The organism is Kitasatospora sp. NPDC040550 (assembly GCF_055594965.1).
The window spans coordinates 159,129-178,992 of sequence record NZ_JBVIWC010000015.1; the positions used below are offsets into that span (position 1 = coordinate 159,129).

At 74.4% G+C, this 19,864-nt stretch carries 12 protein-coding genes; 11 read left to right on the forward strand and 1 reads right to left on the reverse strand.

Annotation, left to right across the window (positions count from 1 at the left end):
* Positions 1-15: 15 nt before the first annotated feature.
* On the reverse strand, positions 16-1,725 hold the full coding sequence (locus tag ACZ58X_RS22900; protein WP_470335457.1) for an FAD-binding oxidoreductase: 1,710 nt from the start codon (positions 1,723-1,725) through the stop codon (positions 16-18).
* A 732-nt stretch (positions 1,726-2,457) separates the two neighbouring features.
* Here ACZ58X_RS22900 and ACZ58X_RS22905 point away from each other — a divergent pair.
* The 11 genes from ACZ58X_RS22905 to ACZ58X_RS22955 form a co-directional block, all read left to right on the forward strand.
* Positions 2,458-3,969 carry a sugar transferase gene (locus tag ACZ58X_RS22905; protein ID WP_470335501.1) on the forward strand — a complete coding sequence of 504 codons (1,512 nt, stop codon included), beginning with the start codon at positions 2,458-2,460 and terminating at the stop codon, positions 3,967-3,969.
* Positions 3,970-4,066: 97 nt separating this feature from the next.
* Complete coding sequence (locus tag ACZ58X_RS22910) at positions 4,067-5,383, forward strand: nucleotide sugar dehydrogenase (protein WP_470335458.1); 1,317 nt, start codon at positions 4,067-4,069, stop codon at positions 5,381-5,383.
* On the forward strand, positions 5,373-6,650 hold the full coding sequence (locus tag ACZ58X_RS22915; protein ID WP_470335459.1) for a glycosyltransferase family 4 protein: 1,278 nt from the start codon (positions 5,373-5,375) through the stop codon (positions 6,648-6,650). Before ACZ58X_RS22910 ends, ACZ58X_RS22915 begins: the two co-directional genes overlap by 11 nt.
* Positions 6,647-8,026 (forward strand): Wzz/FepE/Etk N-terminal domain-containing protein, encoded by a 1,380-nt coding sequence (locus tag ACZ58X_RS22920; RefSeq protein WP_470335460.1) that lies wholly within the window; start codon positions 6,647-6,649, stop codon positions 8,024-8,026. The genes ACZ58X_RS22915 and ACZ58X_RS22920 overlap by 4 nt, the downstream gene beginning before the upstream one ends.
* 5 nt (positions 8,027-8,031) lie before the next feature.
* Complete coding sequence (locus ACZ58X_RS22925; protein ID WP_470335461.1) at positions 8,032-9,582, forward strand: Wzz/FepE/Etk N-terminal domain-containing protein; 1,551 nt, start codon at positions 8,032-8,034, stop codon at positions 9,580-9,582.
* Between the two features lie 3 nt (positions 9,583-9,585).
* Positions 9,586-11,505, forward strand: a complete 1,920-nt coding sequence (gene asnB / locus ACZ58X_RS22930) for an asparagine synthase (glutamine-hydrolyzing) (RefSeq protein ID WP_470335462.1) — start codon at positions 9,586-9,588, stop codon at positions 11,503-11,505.
* 63 nt (positions 11,506-11,568) lie between these two features.
* Positions 11,569-13,785, forward strand: a complete 2,217-nt coding sequence (locus tag ACZ58X_RS22935) for a bi-domain-containing oxidoreductase (protein WP_470335463.1) — start codon at positions 11,569-11,571, stop codon at positions 13,783-13,785.
* Positions 13,786-13,787: 2 nt separating this feature from the next.
* Positions 13,788-15,746: a heparinase II/III family protein gene (locus ACZ58X_RS22940; protein ID WP_470335502.1), complete on the forward strand. Its 1,959-nt coding sequence runs from the start codon at positions 13,788-13,790 to the stop codon at positions 15,744-15,746.
* A gap of 15 nt (positions 15,747-15,761) precedes the next feature.
* Entirely contained in the window at positions 15,762-17,291 is a 1,530-nt protein-coding gene (locus ACZ58X_RS22945; protein WP_470335464.1) for a right-handed parallel beta-helix repeat-containing protein, read from the forward strand.
* A gap of 1 nt (position 17,292) precedes the next feature.
* Positions 17,293-18,609: an O-antigen ligase domain-containing protein gene (locus tag ACZ58X_RS22950; protein ID WP_470335465.1), complete on the forward strand. Its 1,317-nt coding sequence runs from the start codon at positions 17,293-17,295 to the stop codon at positions 18,607-18,609.
* A gap of 1 nt (position 18,610) precedes the next feature.
* Positions 18,611-19,864: glycosyltransferase (locus ACZ58X_RS22955; protein WP_470335466.1), on the forward strand; the 1,254-nt coding region annotated here is incomplete at its 3' end.

The following is a 19,864-nucleotide window of genomic DNA, read 5'->3' on the forward strand; positions in this document are numbered from 1 at the left end:
CCCGACGGCCGCCGGTCACTCGGGGAGTTCCACCGAGAGGGCGTGCCGGAACACGTCGCGCGGGTCCCAGCGGGCCTTGGCCCGCTGCAGGCGCGGGTAGTTGTCCCGGTAGTAGAGGGTGTGCCAGGGGACCCCGGAGGTGTTCCAGGCCGGGTCGGCGAGGTCGACGTCCGGGTAGTTGATGTACGACCCGTCGCTCACCGCACCCGGGACGGGCACGCCGCCGGTGTCCCGGTAGACCTCGCGGTAGAGCTCGCGCACCCAGGACAGGTGGGCGTCGTCGTCCTTCTCCTCGGCCCAGACGCTGTGGTAGACGGCCTTCATCACCACGTCGCGCTGGGCCACGGCGGTGGCGCCCGGCTCCACCGCGCGGACCTGGCCGCCGTAGCCGACCACCAGCATGCCGCACCCGGCGGTGCCGGTGTCATTGGTCAAGTGGCGGTAGATCGACGAGAGTTGGTCATCGGTGAAGGAACGTCTGAGGTAGCCGGCCTTGCCCTTGTAGCGGCGGGTGATGATGTCGCCGGCCTCGCCGTTGCCCGGCCAGGTCATCGGGTAGAGCCAGGGGACGGTCGCGCTGCCGCCGCCGAGGGCCAGGCCGGTGCCGGCGTTCACCTGGCCGACGAAGTCCTTGACCAGGTCGGCCGCGCCGGGGAGCCCGGCGTCGATCTGGACCACCATCGAGAACCTGGCCGCCGCGCGGTGGGTGAGCTCCAGGACGGCGTACAGCCCGGCCTCGGGTGCGCCCGGGGCGCTGTGGCGTTCGTGCCAGGCGCAGAAGTTGCGCAGCAGGGTGGTGAACGCCCGCTCGGTGGTGTGCTCCACGTCCCAGGTCCACTCCACCAGGGCCTCCAGCATCTGGGCGGGCGCCGGGGGCAGCAGGCGGCCCGGGTCGGGCGCCGCCGACCGGGCTTCGGCGTCGGCCCGCGGCGAGCGCAGCCAGTACCGGGTGACCACGCCGAAGTTGCCGCCGCCCCCGCCGGTGTGCGCCCACCACAGCTCGCGGTTCGGGTCGTCCGGCTCGCGGGTGGCCACCACCGCGCGGGCGGTGCCGTCGCGGTCGACCACCACCACCTCGACGCCGTACAGGTGGTCCACCACCGAGCCGTAGCGCCGGGAGAGCGGCCCGTACCCGCCGCCGACCAGGTGCCCGCCGGCGCCCACCTCCGGGCAGCCGCCGGCCGGCACGGTGACGCCCCAGCCCTTGAACAGCGTCCGGTACACCCGGCCCAGGGTGGCCCCCGGCCGCACCTCGAAGGCCCGGCGCGCGGGGTCGTAGCCCACCGCGTCCAGGGGTGAGAGGTCCAGCAGCAGCCGGATCGCCGGGTCGGCGGTGAAGTCCTCGAAGCAGTGGCCGCCGCTGCGCACGCCGATCCGCCGGCCGTCGCGGACCGCGTCCTGGACCGCCCGCACCACCTGTTCGGTGCTGCCGACCACCCGGATCTCCTCCGGGCGGCCGACGAAGCGCTGGTTGTCGCCCTTCAACAGGCTCTCGTAGCGCGGGTCGCCGGGGTGCACCGCGGCCGGGCCGAAGGGTGCCGGGCCGCGGTGCGCGGCCGCCTCCTCGGGTGCCGCCTGTTCCGGTGCCGCCGCCGGTTGCGCCGCGGCCGCCGTCGTCCCGGCGCCGGTGGCGGCCGCCCCGGCGAGTCCGGCGGCCAGGCCCCCGGCTGCGGTGAGCAGGGTGCGGCGGGTCGGACGCGCGGCAGGTTCCTCACTGTGATTCATCGTCAGCCCCCGTACGGTGAAGCAGGTTTGCCCCGTGGATCGGTCGTCCCCTCAGCATGCCCGCACCCACCGGCCCGTGCCCAGGGGTGCGGCCGGACGGCCGGAAGTGTCGCCCGCCGGTCCCGGCGGACCCCGGCCCGGGGCGGCCCGCCGGGGCTCGCGGCGGGTGCGTCGCAGGTGCGTCGGCGGTGCGTCGGAGGTGCGTCGGCACAGCTCACGGCACGCGTCCCGGCGGTTCGGCAACCCCCTCCCGGGCACCGGCAGTTGGGCATGATTTCAAATCTCGAGCACCTGTTTCACACATCCCCCTCATCGGGCGCCCCGGATGCTCTACATTGATTTTCATGCCGCACGATCGGGCGTGAGGGGCGACACGTGATGATCTACGGATCGGCCGCCGCGGCCTGCCGGTAGTCGCGTTTCCCGGCGGTATGCGGGGGGTGTCCAGTTCTCGACGCCCGGGCAGAGGTTCCGAGTGTGGAGAGCAACCGTCGACGTTTTCCCGCGCACTCCGGGAATTCGGCAGGATGCACCAGTCTGCCGCCGCCCGGTGGGAAGTCCACGTAGCGCCGCAATGGCGGATCCGCCATTTCCGGCGGCGCTGCCGTGCGCGGCCAGGAGCGGCGCGACACGGGAGGCAGGGCCTCCCGGGGGGAGGAATCAGGTGCGGGGGGCAGCCGCCTCCCGGGGGGAGGAACCGTGTGGAGCGAGCACGTCGAACCCACTGACGGCCTGGCGGGGGCGGGAGCAGGAGCGGTCGAGCAGAAGGAGGGGGAATTAGTCGGCCGGTTTGCGCCGGCCCGGGTGCGCCGCCCGGGGAGCGGGAAATTCGGCCGGTCCGAGAGCGACTGGGAGCAGCAGTACCGCCGTACCGTGATCATCAGCGATACCGTGGCGACCGCCTTCGTGGTGGCGGCCATCGGCGGCTTCTTCGGGGTCCGGGACGCGGCCAACTGGCACGAGAAATGGGGAATTCTGGCCTTCGGCACCGAACTGTTGGTGCTGGGGGCACTCGGGACGACCCGGGCGTGGGCACCGGCGGTTCTCGGCCAGGGGGCGGAGGAATTCCGCCGACTCGGCCGTTCGCTGTTCACGGCGGCCGTCGTCCTGGCGCTCGGCGGGATCGCCCTCTCCTCGCACAACATCAGGCTCTGGATCTTCGTCGCGATCCCGGCGATCACGGTCGTCACCATGACGGAGCGGTACCTGCTGCGGCTGTGGCTGCACGAGCAGCGCAACCGGGGACGGTGCCTGCGCCCGGTGCTCGCCGCCGGGAGCCCGGCCACCGTGCGCGACCTGATCGCCCGGACCCGCAAGTTCCCCCACCTGGGCTGGCGGGTGGAGGCGGTCTGCACGCCGTACGCGCTGGGGCCGAACGGCGACCGGCTGGACGGCGTGCCGGTGGTCGGCCGGCTGGCGGACGTCGCCAACCACGTCCGGCGGGACGGCTACCGGGTGGTCGCGATCACGCCGGACCCGCACTGGTCGCCGGACCGGCTGCAACGGCTGGCCTGGAACCTGGAGGGCGGCGACGCCGAGATGGTGGTGGCGCCGGTGCTGATGGAGGTGGCCGGACCGCGGCTGCACGTCGACGCGGTGCTCGGGATCCCGATGCTGCGGGTCAGCATGCCCGCCTTCACCGGCGGGCCGCGGGCGGTCAAGGCGGTCGTCGACCGGCTGGGCGCGGCGGTCCTGCTGGTGCTGTTCTCGCCACTGATGCTGCTCGTCGGACTGCTCGTCGCCCTGGACAGCCGCGGCGGCGTGTTCTACCGGCAGCACCGGGTCGGCAAGGACGGTCGCCAGTTCACCCTGGTCAAGTTCCGCACCATGGTGGCCGGGGCGGACCGCGCCAAGGCCGGGCTGGCCGACCGCAACGAGGGCGCCGGCCTGCTGTTCAAGCTCCGCCGGGACCCCCGGGTGACCAGGGTCGGCGGAGTGCTGCGCCGGTACTCGCTGGACGAGCTGCCGCAGCTGCTCAACGTGCTGGCCGGCTCGATGTCGCTGGTCGGCCCGCGCCCGCCGCTGCCGGAGGAGTCCGCCGCGTACGGCCCGGACATCCGGCGGCGACTGCTCGTCAAGCCCGGGCTCACCGGCCTGTGGCAGATCAGCGGGCGCAGCGACCTGCCCTGGGAGGAGGCGGTCCGGCTGGACCTGCGGTACGTGGAGGACTGGTCGCTCGCCCTGGACACGGTGATCCTCTGGAAGACGCTGCGTGCGGTGCTCCAGGGGCAGGGGGCGTACTGATGGCCGTTGCCGTACTGATGGCCACTGCTGGGGGGCGTCGTTCCGACGACGCGCGGACGGTCGGCCGCGAGGGCCGGCCCGAGGGGAGGAACGGGTCATGAGGGTCAGCGTCCTGGGGCTCGGCTACGTGGGCTGCGTGTCGGCCGCGTGCCTGGCCAGCCTCGGTCACGAGGTGATCGGCGTGGACGTCAACCAGGTGAAGGTCGACCTGGTCAACGAGGGCAGGGCCCCGGTGGTCGAGGAGCGGATCGGCGAGCTGATCGCCGGGGTGGTGCGGTCCGGGGCGCTGCGCGCCACCGCGGACGTCCGCGAGGCGATCCTGGGCAGCGACGTGTCGCTGGTCTGCGTGGGCACGCCCTCGGCGGCCAACGGCAGCCTGTGCACCACCTACCTGGAGCGGGTCACCGAGCAGATCGGTGCGGCGGCGGCCGAGAAGGGCGGGCGGCACACCGTCGTGTTCCGCAGCACCATGCTCCCGGGCACCTGCCTCGACCTGCTGGTGCCGATCCTGGAGAAGCACCTCGGCGGCACCGCCGGGGTGGACGTCGGGGTCGCGGTGAACCCGGAGTTCCTGCGCGAGGGCACCAGCGTGCGGGACTTCTTCGACCCGCCGAAGACCGTGATCGGCGAGCTCGACGCGGCCAGCGGCGACGTGGTCGCGGCGCTCTACGAGGGCCTGCCCGGCGAGGTGTTCCGGGTGCCCGTCCCGGTGGCCGAGGCGATCAAGTACGCGGACAACGCCTTCCACGGCCTCAAGATCGGCTTCGCCAATGAGCTGGGCGCCGTGTGCCAGGCGCTCGGGGTGGACTCGCACCAGGTGGTCGACGTCTTCCTGGCCGACCGCAAGCTCAACATCAGCCCCGCCTACCTGCGGCCCGGCTTCGCCTTCGGCGGCTCCTGCCTGCCCAAGGACCTGCGCAGCCTCGTCCACGCCGCGCACCGGGCCGACGTCTCGGTGCCGATCCTCTCGCACGTGCTGGCCTCCAACGCCGACCACCTCCAGCGCGCGGTGGAGCTGGTCGAGCGCACCGGGAAGCGCCGGGTGGGCCTGTTCGGCCTGTCCTTCAAGCCCGGCACCGACGACCTCCGGGAGAGCCCGCTGGTCGAGCTCGCCGAGCGGCTCTTCGGCAAGGGCTACGACCTGCGGATCTACGACCCCAACGTGCACCTCTCCCGGCTGCTCGGGGCGAACCGGGAGTACATCGAGAACCGGCTGCCGCACCTGGCCCAGCTGCTGGTGCCCTCCGTCGCCGAGGTGCTGGAGCACGCCGAGGTGTGCGTGGTCGGGACCAGGGACGAGGCCGTGCTGTCGGCCCTGCCGCACGGCGACGCAGCGGTGGTCGTCGACCTCGTCCACCTTCCGGACGCCGAGCGGCGCCGGACCGAGCCGGGGTACGTGGGCCTTGCCTGGTGACGCGGCGTTCGACGAGGCGGTCGGCGGCGACGGGCGGGGACGCCGCGCGCTGATCCTGGTGGAGAACCTGTCGGTGCCGTTCGACCGGCGGGTGTGGCAGGAATGCACGACCCTGCGCGACGCGGGCTGGCGGGTGGACGTGATCTGCCCGCAGGGCAGCAAGCGGGACACCGAACCGGAGGCCGTCATCGACGGGGTGCGGATCCACCGCTACCCGCTCCGGGCGGCCACCGGCGGCCCGGCCGGCTACCTGCGGGAGTACGGCAGCGCGCTCTGGCACACCGCCCGGCTGGCCCGCAAGGTCGGCCCGGTCGACGTCGTGCACGCCTGCAACCCGCCCGACCTGCTGTTCCTGCCCGCCCTGTGGCTGAAACGGCGCGGCGCGCGGTTCGTCTTCGACCAGCACGACCTGGTGCCCGAGCTGTACCTCTCCCGCTTCGACCGCGGCGAGGACCTGCTCTACCGGGGCGTGTTCGCGCTGGAGCGGATGACCTACCGGGCCGCGGACGTCGTGCTCGCCACCAACGAGAGCTACCGGGACGTAGCGCTGCGCCGCGGCGGCAAGCGGCCGGAGTCCGTCTTCGTGGTGCGCAGCGCACCCGACACCGCCCGCTTCCGCCCGGTGCCGCCCGAGCCGGAGCTCAAGCGCGGACAGCCCCACCTGCTGTGCTACCTGGGCGTGATGGGGCCGCAGGACGGCGTCGACTACGCCCTGCGGGCGCTGGCGAAGCTGCGCGACGAGCAGGGGCGGACCGACTGGCACGCGGTGTTCGTGGGCGGCGGCGACACCTTCGACGCGATGGTCGAGCTGTCCCGGCGGCTCGGACTCGCCGACCGGGTGCAGTTCACCGGCCGGGTACCGGACGCCGACCTGGCGCGCTACCTGTCCACCGCGGACGTCTGCCTCTCCCCGGACCCGCGCAATCCGCTCAACGACGTGTCGACCATGAACAAGGTCCTGGAGTACATGGTGATGGGCCGCCCGATGGTCTCCTTCGACCTCCGGGAGGCCCGGGTCTCCGCCGGGGACGCCGCCGTCTACGCGCCCGCCAACGACGAGTCCGCGTTCGCCCGGCTGGTCGCGCAGCTGATGGACGACCCGGAGAAGCGGGCCCTGATGGGCAAGGTCGGGCAGGAACGGATCAACGGGCCGCTCGCCTGGCGGAACTCCCAGCGGGCCCTGCTCGCCGCCTACGCCGCCGCCTGCGGTGACGGCGCCCCGGCGGCGGGCGGCCGGGGCAGGACGGGGAGAAGGCGGCGCCGTTGAGCGAGGACACGATCCGCCTGGTCACGATCGGCCGGATCCTCCGTCGGCGGTGGCGGCTGCTCGCCGTCCTCGCCGTGGTGGGGGCGCTGGTGGGCTACGGCAGCTCCCTGCTGTTCCCGCCGAGCTACACCACCTCGGCGTCGGTGCTGCTGCCGGGGGTGTGGCAGGAGCGGGAGCTGATGACCCAGGCGGAGATCGCGACCAGTTCGGTGGTGGTCGACCGGGCGGCCGCCGCGCTCAAGTGGAGCGGGGTCAACGGCACCGAGCTGCAGACCCGGGTGAGCGCCACCGCCGCGGACGGGAACATCATCAAGATCTCGGGCACCGCCGAGACCCCGGAGCGCGCCCAGCAGCTCGCCGACCAGCTGGCCAAGCAGTTCGTCGGCTTCGCCGCGCGGATGGCGGGCGACGGCACCGACCCCGGGGCGGCGCAGCCCGAGCAGCTGCGCCAGCTGGTGGTCCAGACCGGCCAGCGCATCACCGACCTGGCCAACTCGGTCGGGCCGGGGCAGACCGTGGAGAGCGTGCAGGTCCGCACCGAGCTGGAGAAGCTGCGCACCGCGCTGCAGGACGCCGTCAAGAAGCTGGACCAGGTCGACCCGGCCGCCAACAAGGCCAACATGGTCGTCATGGGCTCGGCGGCCCGGCCGACCGGCCAGGCACCGCCGACCCGGATCCAACTCGTCGCGGCCGGCGCGCTGGTGTTCCTCCTGCTCGGCGTGATCGGGCACCTCACGGCCGCCCGGATGAGCCGTCGGCTGCGCAGCGAACCGGAGATCGCCGCGGCGCTGGGCACCGAACTGCTCGGCACCGTCGACGTCCCCGGCGGGCGGGCCGCGCGGCGGCCGGCGGCACGCGGCCCGCGCGGTCTGCTCCGCCGGGTGCTGGGCACCGACGTCCGGTGGGACCTGCCGACCCCGCACGCCTCCGGCGACGAGGCCGGCCGACAGCTGCGCTACCGGCGGGTCTGCTCCCGGATCCGGGAGCAACTGCCGCCCTCGCGCGGGCTGTTGGTGGTCGTCCCGGAGGGCGACGAGCCGGCCCGCCGGGCCGCCGACCGGCTGGCGGCGGAGGCGGGCAGCGATCCGCTGCTGCGGGTGGTCGGGGTGCCGGTCACCCGCCCGCTGGTCCCGGACCGCGCCGAGGAGGCCGGCGCCCTGGTGGTGCTCAGCGCGGGCAGCTGGACGGCGGGGGAGCTGGCCGGCCTGGCCGGGGCGTGCGCGGACGCCGAGCACGAGCTGGTCGGCATCGTGGTGGCCGACCTGGTCCAGGGCGGCCCGAAGCGCACCGCCGGCCGCCGGACGGGCGGCGCCGAGCCGGTGCTCGCGGGCGCCGCCGCAGCGCGGTCCGAAGCCGATGACGAAACGGGGGGATGATCGGGGTGACGACGAGTACGACGGGGGAGTCGTCCACCGCCGCTCCACTGCTGGACCTCCAGTCGCTGGTGGTCGCCGTGCGCAGGCGCCGCCGCCTCTGGTGCGCCCTGGCGCTGCTCGGCCTGCTGGCCGGCGCGGCACTGGCCGTCCTGCGACCGCCGCCGCCCAGTGCGACGGCCAAGGTGCTGGTCGCGCACGCGGCGGACCAGCCGAACGATCCCGGAACGCTGATCCGCACCGACGCCGCCCTGCTCCAGACCACCGGGATCGCCGCCCAGGCCCTCCAGGCCCTCGGGTCCACCGAGAAGCCGGAGGACTTCATGAAGGAGTACGCGGGGGCGGGCCTGACCAACAACCTGCTGGAGATCACCGTGACCGGCCGCAGCGACGCCGAGGCCCGCTCCCGCGCCAAGGCGCTGGCCGAGGCCTTCGTCGCCGACCACGTGCAGCGGATCCAGCAGGCCGCGGACGCCGAGTCCAAGGCCCTGCTCGACCAGCGCGACCGGATGCGCCAGGAACTCGACCAGGTCAACCAGCAGATCGGCGCCGGCACGCAGCCGAACGGGGCCAAGGGCCCGGCCAACCTGGAGTCGCTCTACGCCAGCCGGGCCGAACTCACCGCCCGGATCACCGACTTCGGCCAGCGCGCCGCCGAGGCCAAGGTCGGCGCGCCCCGGCTGGTGGCCGGCACCCAGATCGTGGACGCCCCGCACGCGGTGCGGCAGTCGCTGCCGAAGACGGCCGCCACCGACGCCGGGATCGGACTCGTCCTCGGGCTGTTCCTCGGCATCGCCGTGGCCGCCGTCGGCGCCGTGGTGGCGGACCGCCCGGTGCTGCGCCGGGACATCGCGGCCCACCTCGGCGCCTCCGTGATCGCGGAGCTGGACCGGGTGCCGCGCCGCTCGCGCGGCCGCTGGCAGCCGCGCCGGACCAGGGCCGCCCGGGAGCGGGTCACCGCCACCCTGGCCCGCACCGTACGCGGCTGCGCCGAGCCGGTGTCGCTGCTGGAGCTGGGCTGCGCGCACAGCACCGGCGCGCTCGCCCTGGACCTCGCCGGGGCGCTGACCGAGCAGGACGGGCCGGTGGTCGTCGTCGACGGGCTGCCCGGACCGCAACTCGCCGAGCGCACCGCGAAGCCCGGGGAGCCGACCGTGGTCCGCGGCGAACGGGCCGTGGTCCACGGCGAACGGGCCGGGGCCGGGCCGCCGGAACGCCGGCTCGGCGTCGGCTCGGTGGCGCCCGGCACGGCCTGGACCGACCTGCGCCACCTCGGCACCCGGACGGTCCTCGTCGTCCGGGCCGGCCAGGGCAGCGCGGCCTGGCTGCACACCGTGGCCCGCCGGCTCGCCGACCAGCGCATCCCGGTGCTCGGCGTGGTGCTGATCGACCCCGACCCGCGCGACCGCACCGACGGCACCCGGTGGGAGGGCCCGACCGAGGAGCCGCCCGCCCGGGACGACCGGCCGACCCGCCCGAGACGGCCGGGCCGACGGCGGACCGAACGGCTACCGGCCTGGACCGCACGGGTCCCGGACATCGACCAGGAGGCGAGGTAGGACATGTGCGGCATCGCAGGAACGTACCGGTGGCCGGACGGGAAGGTCGTGACCGACCTGCTCACCGACACCCTCGCCCACCGCGGCCCGGACGGCGCCGGCCGGTACAGCCACTCCCTCGGCGACGGCGAGGTGCACCTGGGGCACCGCCGGCTGGCCATCGTCGACCTCTCCGGGACGGGCGCCCAGCCGATGGCCAAGGACGGCCTGGTGCTGACCTACAACGGCGAGTTGTACAACGCCCCCGAGCTGCGCGCCGAACTGGCCGCCGCCGGGGTGCGCTTCCGCGGCACCTCCGACACCGAGGTGCTGCTGGAGGCCTGGCGGCGCTGGGGCACCGACTGCCTGCCCCGGCTGCGCGGCATGTTCGCGTTCGGGGTCTTCGACGAGCGGACCGGTGAGCTGGTGCTCGCCCGCGACCAGCTCGGCATCAAGCCGCTGTTCCTGCTCCGGCGCGGCGAGGGCCTGGTGTTCGCCTCCGAGCTCAAGGCGCTGGCCGCCGCCACCGGCGGCTCGCTGGAGGTGGACCACGCGGCGATGGTGGCCTCGCTGCTCTACTACTGGGTGCCGGACTCCCGGTGCGCCTACCGCGAGGCGGAGAAGCTGCCGCCGGGCAGCTGGCTGCGCTGCCGGCCGGACGGCCGGGTGGAGCGCGGCCGGTACTGGCACCTGCGGGAGGTCGCCGCCGAGGGCCGGGAGCGGGCCCGGGCCGGAGAGCTGCCCGACCTCGCCGCGATCGTCGAGGAGTCGACCCGGCGTCACCTGCTCTCCGACGTCCCGGTGGCGACCTTCCTCTCCGGCGGACTGGACTCCAGCTACCTGACCGCACTGGCGGCCCGCGACCGCCCGGGGATCTCCGCGTACACGATCGGCTTCCGCGCCGAGGACGCCAGGTTCGAGGCGATGCCGGACGACCTGCGCTACGCCCGGCAGGTGGCAGGGCGGTTCGGCGTCGACCTGCACGAGATCGAGATCGCCCCGGACGTGCTGGACCTGCTGCCGCGGATGACGTACCACCTGGACGAGCCGATCGGCGACCCGGCCGCGATCAACACCTTCCTGATCTGCTCGGCCGCCCGGGAGGCCGGGGTCAAGGTGCTGCTCTCCGGGATGGGCGCCGACGAGCTGTTCGCCGGCTACCGCAAGCACCTGGCCAACCAGCTGGCGCTGCGCTACCAGCGCGTGCCGCGGCCGCTGCGGCGCGGCCTGTCCGCCGCGGTGGACCGGCTGCCGGTGGCCACCGCCAACCGGGGGCTGCGCTCGGTGCGGTTCGCCAAGCGCTTCCTCTCCTTCGCCGACCTGCCGGAGGAGACGGCGTTCCGGCGCAGTTACACCATGTACGACCGGGCGGAGCTGCTCGACCTGGTCGACCCGGACCTCGCCGGGACGGTCCAGGACGTGCTGGACGAGCACGCGGACGTCTACCGGGACAACGACCTGGACGACTTCGTCAACCGGATGTGCCTGGGCGACGCCCGGATGTTCCTGCCGGGCCTCAACCTCGCCTACACGGACCGCTCCAGCATGGCCGCCTCGACCGAGGTGCGGGTGCCGTACGTGGACGTCGAGGTGGTCAGAGCCGCGTTCACGGTGCCCGGCGACCGCAAGATCGTCGGACGCCAGGGCAAGGCCGTGCTCAAGGAGGCGGCCACCTCCGTCCTGCCCCGGGAGATCGTGTACCGGCCCAAGGGCCTGTTCAGCGCGCCGCTGCGGGCCTGGATGAGCCGGGACCTGGCCCCGCTGGTACGCGAGGTGATCAACGACGGCGAACTGGTGCGCTCCGGCTTCCTGCGCCGCGACGCGCTGGCCCGGCTGGCCGCCGAGGACGCCGCCGGGCAGCAGGACTTCTCCAAGCACCTGTGGCACGTGCTGACCCTCGAGTACTGGTACCGCGGCGCGACCGCCGGCTCCACCGCCCACTGAACGGCACCGCCCACTGAACAGCTCAGCGCTCATCGAACGGCTAGAGAAGCAAGGGGACTTCCGGTGAAACAGGTTGTGCAGAACTACAAGAGCGGCGAACTGGCGGTGCTCGACGTGCCGGTGCCGGGGTGCAAGCCGGGCGGGGTGCTGGTGCGCAGCGCCTTCTCGCTGATCTCCACCGGGACCGAGCTGATGAAGGTGTCCGAGGCCGGGATGTCGATGGTGGGCAAGGCCCGCTCGCGCCCCGACCAGGTGGCCAAGGTCATGCAGAGCGTGGCCACCAACGGCCTTCCCGCCACCTACCGCAAGGTGATGGGCAAGCTGGACTCCTACACGCCGCTGGGCTACTCGCTGTGCGGGGTGGTGGAGCAGGTCGGCGCCGGGGTCGACGACGTGAAGGTCGGCGACCTGGTGGCCTGCGCGGGCAACGAGCACGCGCTGCACGCCGAGCTGAACTGGGTGCCGAAGAACCTCTACACCCCGGTGCCGGACGGCCTCGCGCCGCAGCACGCGGCCTTCGGCACCGTCGGGTCGATCGCCCTCCAGGGCGTGCGCCAGGGTGAGCCGCAGCTCGGCGAGGTGGCGCTGGTGATCGGCCTCGGGCTGATCGGCCAGCTGGTGGTGCAGCTGTTGACCGCCGCGGGCGTCCGGGTGGTCGGGGCCGACCCCGACCCGGTGCGCTGCGAACTCGCCGCGCGGCTGGGCGCGGTGGCCTGCGGCGACCCGGGCTCCGCGGTGGTGGAGACCGCCGTCGCCGAGCTGACCGACGGCCACGGCGTGGACCAGGTGTACCTGGCGGCCGGTGGCGGCAGCAACCAACCCGTCGAGCTGGCCGCGCGGTTGAGCCGGGACCGCGGCCGGGTGGTGGACATCGGCAAGTGCCGCCTCGACCTGCCGTGGAACGCCTACTACGAGAAGGAGCTGGACGTCCGGTTCTCCCGCTCGTACGGCCCCGGGCGCTACGACCCGGAGTACGAACTGGCGGGCCGGGACTACCCGATCGGCTACGTGCGCTGGACCGAGCGCCGCAACCTGGCCTGCTTCCTGGACCTCGCCGCCCGCGGCCGGGTGGACGTGGCGCCGCTGATCTCCCACATCGCCGACTTCGACGACGCGGTGGAGACCTACCGGCGTTTGAAGGACGGCGAGTTGAAGGCGGTGGCGGTGCTGTTCCGGTACCCGGGCGCCGAGGACGGGCGGACGGCCGAGGCCCCGACGCCGGCCGTACCCGAGGTGCGCCGCCCCGGCCGGGCCGCCGCGGCCCGGCCCGCCGCACCGGCCCGGCCCGCCGGGACGCCGGTGCGGCTGGCGTTCGTCGGCGCGGGCAACTACGCGACGTCGATGCTGCTGCCGCACCTGGCGCAGCGCGAGGGCGTCGCGCTGTCCGCCGTCGTCACCACCACGGCGCTGTCCGCCGCCAACGCCCAGCGCAAGTTCGGCTTCGACCGGGCGACCACCGACCTGGACGCCGTGCTCGGCGACGACTCGATCGACGCGGTCTTCGTGGTCACCCGGCACAGCTCGCACGCCGACCTGACCGAGCGGGCGCTGCTGGCCGGCAAGCCGGTGTTCGTGGAGAAGCCGCTGGCGCTCACCGAAGGCGAACTGGCGCGTGTGCTCGCGGCCGTGGAGGAATCCGGCAACGACCGCCTCCAGGTCGGCTTCAACCGCCGGTTCGCGCCGCTGCTGCGCGAGGCCAGGAACCGCTTCGGCACCCGCAGCGGCCCGGCCAGCCTGCGCTACCTGGTCAACGCCGGGCGGCTCCAGCACGGCAGCTGGTACCTCCGGCAGGGCACCGAGGGCACGCGGTTCGCGGGCGAGGGCGGGCACTTCATCGACACGGCGAGCTGGCTGCTGGGCGCCGACCCGGTCTCGGTGTACGCCGTCGCCCCGGCCGGCAACGAGGACCTGCAGATCGTGCTGGGTTACCCGGACGGCTCCACCGCCACCCTCAGCTACGTCACCACCGGCGCGCCCGGCTTCCCCAAGGAGACGCTGGACCTCGTCGCGGACGGCAAGGTGCTCGAGCTCGACGACTTCGTCCGCGCCTCGGTGCATTTCAGTGGCGCAGCCGGCCGTAAGCGCTGGGTCAGCTCCCGGCTGCCGAAGGCCCGGGACAAGGGCCAGTCCGCCGAACTGGCCTCGTTCGTCAAGGCGGTGCGGACCGGCGGGCCGATGCCGGTGCCGCTGGAGTCGCTGGTCGCCACCACGGCGGCCACCCTCGCCGTCCAGGCCGCCCTGACCGGCGGCGCGCCGGTGACCCTGGCGGGCCCGAAGTGACCATGAGCCCGGGCTGGTACCTGCGCCGGCTGTCCCGGATGGGACCGCAGGAGGTCGGCGGCCGGGCCGGCGACGTGCTGCGCCGGCGGCGGTGGCGCTCCGCGCCGCCGACCGCCCCGGCCGTCACCGGCGCCCGGTTCACCGCCGTACTGCCCGCCGGGGCGCTCGCCGCCGTCCCGGCGGACGCCGCCAAGCGGCTGGTCACCGCAGCGGACCGGCTGATGGACGGGCACGCCGAGTTCTTCGGGGTGGCGCGCGACGACCTGGCCGCCCCGGACTGGTGGCTCGACCCGAAGACCGGCCGCCGGGCCCCGGACGGCTACGCCTTCGACCTGCCCTACCGGGACGAGGACGCGGTCGGCGACATCAAGCAGATCTGGGAGCCGTCCCGGCACCAGCACCTGACGGTGCTCGCCGCCGCCTACGCGCTGACCCGCGACGAGCGGTACGCCGAGCGGGCGGCCGAGCAGCTGCGGTCCTGGTGGCAGGCCAACCCGCCGCTGCGCGGCGTGCACTGGATCAGCGGCATCGAGCTGGGCATCCGGCTGCTGTCCTGGGTGTGGATCCGCCGGCTGCTCGACGGCTGGCCCGGCGCGGCCGGGCTGTTCGAGGGCAACCCGGCGGCGCTGGCACAGATCTGGCACCACCAGCACTGGCTGGCCGCCTTCCCCAGCCGGGGCTCCTCGGCGAACAACCACGTGATCGCCGAGGACGCTGGGCGGCTCGCGGCGGCCTGCGCCTTCGGCTGGTCCCCCGCCTCGGAGCGCTGGCGCGCCGACGCGCTGCGCTCGCTGGAGCGGCAGCTGCGCGCCAACACCTTCCCCTCCGGCCTCAACCGCGAACTGGCCACCGAGTACCACGGACTGGTGCTGGAACTCGGCCTGGCCGCGCTCGCCGAGGCGGACGCGGCCGCCGTGCCCGTCCCCCGGACCGTCCGGCTGGTGCTGCTGCGGATGACCGACGCGCTCGCGGCCGTGGTGGACGAGTGCCTGCGCCCGCCCCGCCAGGGGGACGCCGACGACGGGCACGGCCTGGTCCTGGACGGCGCGGGCACCGACCGCTGGGGCTCGCTGCTGGCCACCGGGGAGGCCGTGTTCGGCCGGCTCGCCTGGTGGCCGGCGGTGACCGGCACCGATGTGCGCACCCCGCTGCTGGCCGCGCTGCTGCGGCCGTACGCCCAGGACGGCACGGTGGCCCGCCCGGCGGCGCGGCCGGTGCACTTCCCGGACGCGGGCACGACGGTGCTGCGAGGTGCGGCGCCGGGCAACCCGGGGGAGATCTGGTGCCGCTGCGACGGCGGCCCGCACGGATTCCTGTCCATCGCCGCGCACGGCCACGCCGACGCGCTGTCCGTGGAGGTCCGCTACGAGGGGGTCGACGTGCTCGCCGACCCGGGGACGTACTGCTACCACGGGCAGCCCGAGTGGCGGCGCTACTTCCGCTCGACGCTGGGGCACAACACCCTGGAGCTGGGCGGCGCCGACCAGTCCGGGTCCGGCGGCCCCTTCCTGTGGACCAGGCACGCCCGCACCCGCGTCCTGGTCGCGGACACCTCCGACCCGGCGGTGGCCCGCTGGTGCGCGGAGCACGACGGCTACCAGGACGCGGTGCACCGCCGCCGGGTGGAGCTGACGGCCGCCACCGGGGAGCTGCGGGTGGTCGACCAGGTGCGCGGCCCGGCGCGGGCCGTGCGCCTGGCGTTCCACCTCGGCCCGGCGGTCAGCGCCGAACTGACCGGCCACCGGGCCGTGCTGACCTGGACCAGGGACGGCGAGGACCGGTCCGCGGTGCTCGACCTGCCCGGGGAGCTTTCCTGGCGGGCGCACCGCGGCGAGAGCGCGCCGCCGCTGGGCTGGTACTCGGCCGGCTTCGGCCGCAAGGAACCCGCCACGACGGTGATCGGCACCGGAACCGCCGACGGCGAGCGGGAGTTCATCAGCGTCCTCGGGTTCCGGGGCTAGCGGGAGGAGGGGACGGTGGGGATCACCAGGTGGCGCCGGGCGGCGTCGGCCGCGTCGGTGCTGGTGCTGGCGCTGCTGGCGGCGGCGGGCTGCACCAGTACGTCGGACGCCCCGGCGGAGCCGACCGCCCCGGCGTCCCCGGCCAAGGCGGTGGCCCAGGTGTGCGACCACCCCGAGGCCGGGCCGGCCACCGCCCCGGCTGGCGCGGTGACGGTCGACCCCGCGGTGGTCGGCGACCTGGCCGCGAAGACCAAGGCCAGCCCGCCGAACACCACGTTCTGGCTCGGGCCGGGGACGCACAGCCTCGAAGCGGACCGCTACGCCCAGGTCGTCCCCAAGGACGGCGACAGCTACCTCGGCGCGCCCGGCGCGGTGCTCGACGGCCACGGGACCAACCAGTACGCCTTCGGCGGCGGCGCCGGGAACGTCACCATCCGCTACCTGACCGTGCAGGGCTTCGTCGCCCCGCAGAACGAGGGCGTGGTCAACCACGACTCGGCCGACGGCTGGGTCATCGAGCACGCGACGATCCAGCGCAACTCCGGCGCCGGGCTGATGGCGGGCGCCCACCAGAAGGTCCGCGCCAGCTGCCTGCGCGGCAACGGGCAGTACGGCATGAACGCCTACAAGTCCGGCGCCCCGCTCGGTGACCTGCTGGTCGAGGGCAACGAGATCACCGGCAACGACACCGACCAGTGGGAGACGCGCCAGCCCGGCTGCGGCTGCACCGGGGGCGTCAAGTTCTGGGCCGTCAACGGCGCCGACGTGCTCGGCAACTGGGTGCACGACAACCGCGGCACGGGCCTGTGGGCGGACACGAACAACAACGACTTCCGGATCGAGGGCAACCTGCTGGAGTCCAACGACGGCGCCGCGCTGATCTACGAGACCAGCTACAACGCCGTCATCCGCGGCAACACCGTCCGGCGCAACAACTGGGTGGACGGCCGCCGCTCCGCCGACCGCGGCGACACCTTCCCGTTCGCCACCGTCTACCTGTCCGAGTCCGGCGGCGAACCGCGGATCAAGGCCCGCACCGACACGATCGAGATCGACCGGAACGTGCTGGAGGACAACTGGTCCGGCATCACCCTGTGGGAGAACGCCGACCGGTTCTGCAACAGCCCGGCCAACACCTCCTCCGGTGCCTGCACCCTGCTGGTCCCGGACACCGCCCGCTGCGCCCGGCCGGGCATCGCCACCCCACCGCTGTACGACGACTGCCGCTGGAAGACCCAACGCGTCGACATCCACGACAACCGCTTCACGCTGGACCCGACCGTGGTCGGCTGCACCTCGACCTGCGGCCGGATGGCGGTGCTGGCCAACTACGGCACCTTCCCGGACTGGTCGCCGTACCAGGGCGAACCGGTGGCCGACGCCGTCACCGGCAAGCAGCAGAACCGCTGGCACGACAACACCTACGTCGGACCGTGGACCTTCGTCGCCCACGACCCGAGCCGCACCCTCGACTTCGAGCAGTGGCAGGGCGCGCCGTACCAGCAGGACCAGGGCAGCACCCTCAAGCCCGGGGCCGGTGGTTGAGATGGCCGCAACCGCGACCCGCTTTCGGGCCCGGAACCTCACCCGCGCCCGGGACCTCACCCGCGCCCGCGACCTCACCCGGGGCGGGCGCCCGGCCGGCCCGCCAAGGACCGTCGAGCTGATCTGGGGCCTGCTGATCCTCAACACCCTCGGCTCCGCCGGGGCGCAGACGATCATCCCGCTGCCCCGCTCGCTGATCCAGATGGCCACCATGGGCGCCCTGGTCTCCGCCTTCGCGCTGGCCCTGCTGCTCAACCTGCGGCTGCGGATCCGGCCCAGCGCCTTCCTGTTCCTGCTCACCCTGCTGCTGGTGCTGAGCGTGATCTCCAGCGCCAACCTGCACTCCGGCTACGGCGCGCTGTTCCGCTGCTTCCGGCTGACCCTCTTCGTCGCCACCCTGTGGCTGCTCAGCCGCTGGTGGGACGGCAGCCAGAGCTTCGTCCGGTTCCACATCCGGATGTACTTCGTGGTGCTGGTCTCGGTGGCCGCCGGCCTGGTCGCCTCACCGGGCGCGGCCTTCCCCGACGTCTACGGCGGGCGGCTGGTCGGCGCGCTGTGGCCGCTCACCCCGCCGCAGATCGGGCAGTACGCGGCGGTGATCATCGGGCTCACCGTGCTGCTCCTGCTGGACCGCCGCACCACCCGGGCGAGCGCGGCGACGGTCATCGTGCCCTCGCTCGTCCTGCTCGCGCTGACCCACACCCGCACCGCCACCATCGGACTGATCGCCGGACTGCTGCTGGCGGTCGGCTCGCTGCTGCTGACCAGCGCAGCCGCCCGCCGGCTGTTCGGCTGGTCGGTGCTGCTCGCCACCGTGGTCGGGGTGGGCCTGGGCTCACTGCTCCAGGCCTGGTTCCTGCGCGGCCAGAGCCAGGAGAACTTCTCCAACCTCACCGGCCGGGCCAAGGTCTGGGACGCCCTGCTGGCGGCGCCCCGGACCACCGTCGAGCAGGTCTTCGGCATGGGGCTGGGCGACAAGTCCTTCGGCGGGCTGCCGATCGACAACAGCTGGCTGGCCGTCTACAACGAACAGGGCCTGGCCGGGGTCGCCGTGGTGGCCGTGGTCTTCGTCGTGCTGGGCGGCGTCGCGCTGCTGCGGCCGCCCTCGCTCGCCCGGGCCGGCGCGATCTTCCTGATCGGCTACTGCGCGATCGCCTCGTACACCGAGGCCGGGCTGGGTGACGCCTCGCCGTACCTGCTGCACCTGACCGTGGCCGCCTCGTTGCTGGCGGCGCCCGCCGAGCCCGCCGCCCTGCCGACCCCTGCTGACTCCCGGCGGCGCACCGCGCCCCGGGCCCGGAGAACGGAGCTCACCTGACATGCGCGTCCTCGTGGTGCACAACCGCTACGCCTCGGCGCAGCCGAGCGGGGAGAACAAGGTCGTCGACCAGGAGGTGGGCCTGCTGCGGGAGGCCGGCCACCGGGTCGAGCTGTTCGAGCGGCGCAGCGACGACATCGCCCGCCGCTCGCTGCCGGGCAAGGTCGCGGTGCCGCTGCTGGTGCCGTGGAACCCGGCGGTGCGTGCGGAGCTGGCCGCCCGGCTGCGGGCCGAGCGGCCGGACGTGGTGCACGTCCACAACGTCTTCCCGCTGCTGTCGCCCGCGGTGCTGGCGGCCTGCGCCGACGCGGGCGTGCCCGCCGTCGCGACGCTGCACAACTACACCCAGGTCTGCCCGCCGGGCACCCTGCAGCGGGACGGTCGGCCGTGCACCGAGTGCGTCGGCGGCTCGCTGCTGCCCGCCGTGCGGCACGGCTGCTACCGGGGCTCCCGGCTGGCGACGGTGCCGCTGGCGGTCGGCCTGGTGGTCAACCGGCGGCGCTGGTGGACGGGGGTGGAGCGGTTCTTCTGCATCTCCGCGGCGCAGCGCGAGGTCCTGGTGCGGTCGGGGCTGCCGGCCGAACGGCTGGCGGTGAAGCACAACTTCGTGCCCGAGCCGGGCACCGTCCGAACCGGCGCGGGGGAGCACCTGCTCTACCTGGGCCGGCTCGCGGAGGCCAAGGGCGTGCGGCTGCTGATGGCCGCCTGGGACCGGCTCGCCGCCGAGGGCGGGGTCGGGGTGCCGCTGGTGATCGCGGGAGCCGGGCCGCTGGAGGCGCAGGTGCGGGCCTGGGCGGCGGGCCGGGCGGACGTGCGCTGCGCCGGCCTGTACGACCGCGCGCAGTGCCGGGAGGCCGTCGCCCGGGCGGTCGCCGTGGTGGCGCCCTCGACCTGGCTGGAGGCCTTCGGGCTGGTGGTGGTGGAGGCGATGGCGGCCGGGGTGCCGGCCGTCGCCGCCGGTCACGGCGCCTTCGTCGAACTCGTCGAGGACGGGGTGACCGGGCTGCTGCACCGGCCGGGCGAGGCGGCCTCGCTCGCGGCCTGCCTGCGCCGGATCACGGCCGATCCGGCGGCCAACCGGGAGCTGGGCCGGGCCGCCCGACGCCGGTACGAGCAGGGGTTCAGCCCGGCCGTCGGGCTGGACCGCCTGGTGGAGGGGTACCGGGGGGGGGCGGGGGGACGGTGTGGGGGGGGGGGGGGGGGGGGGGGGGGGGGGGGGGGGGGGGAGGGGGGAGAGTGGGGGGAGAAGGGAGGG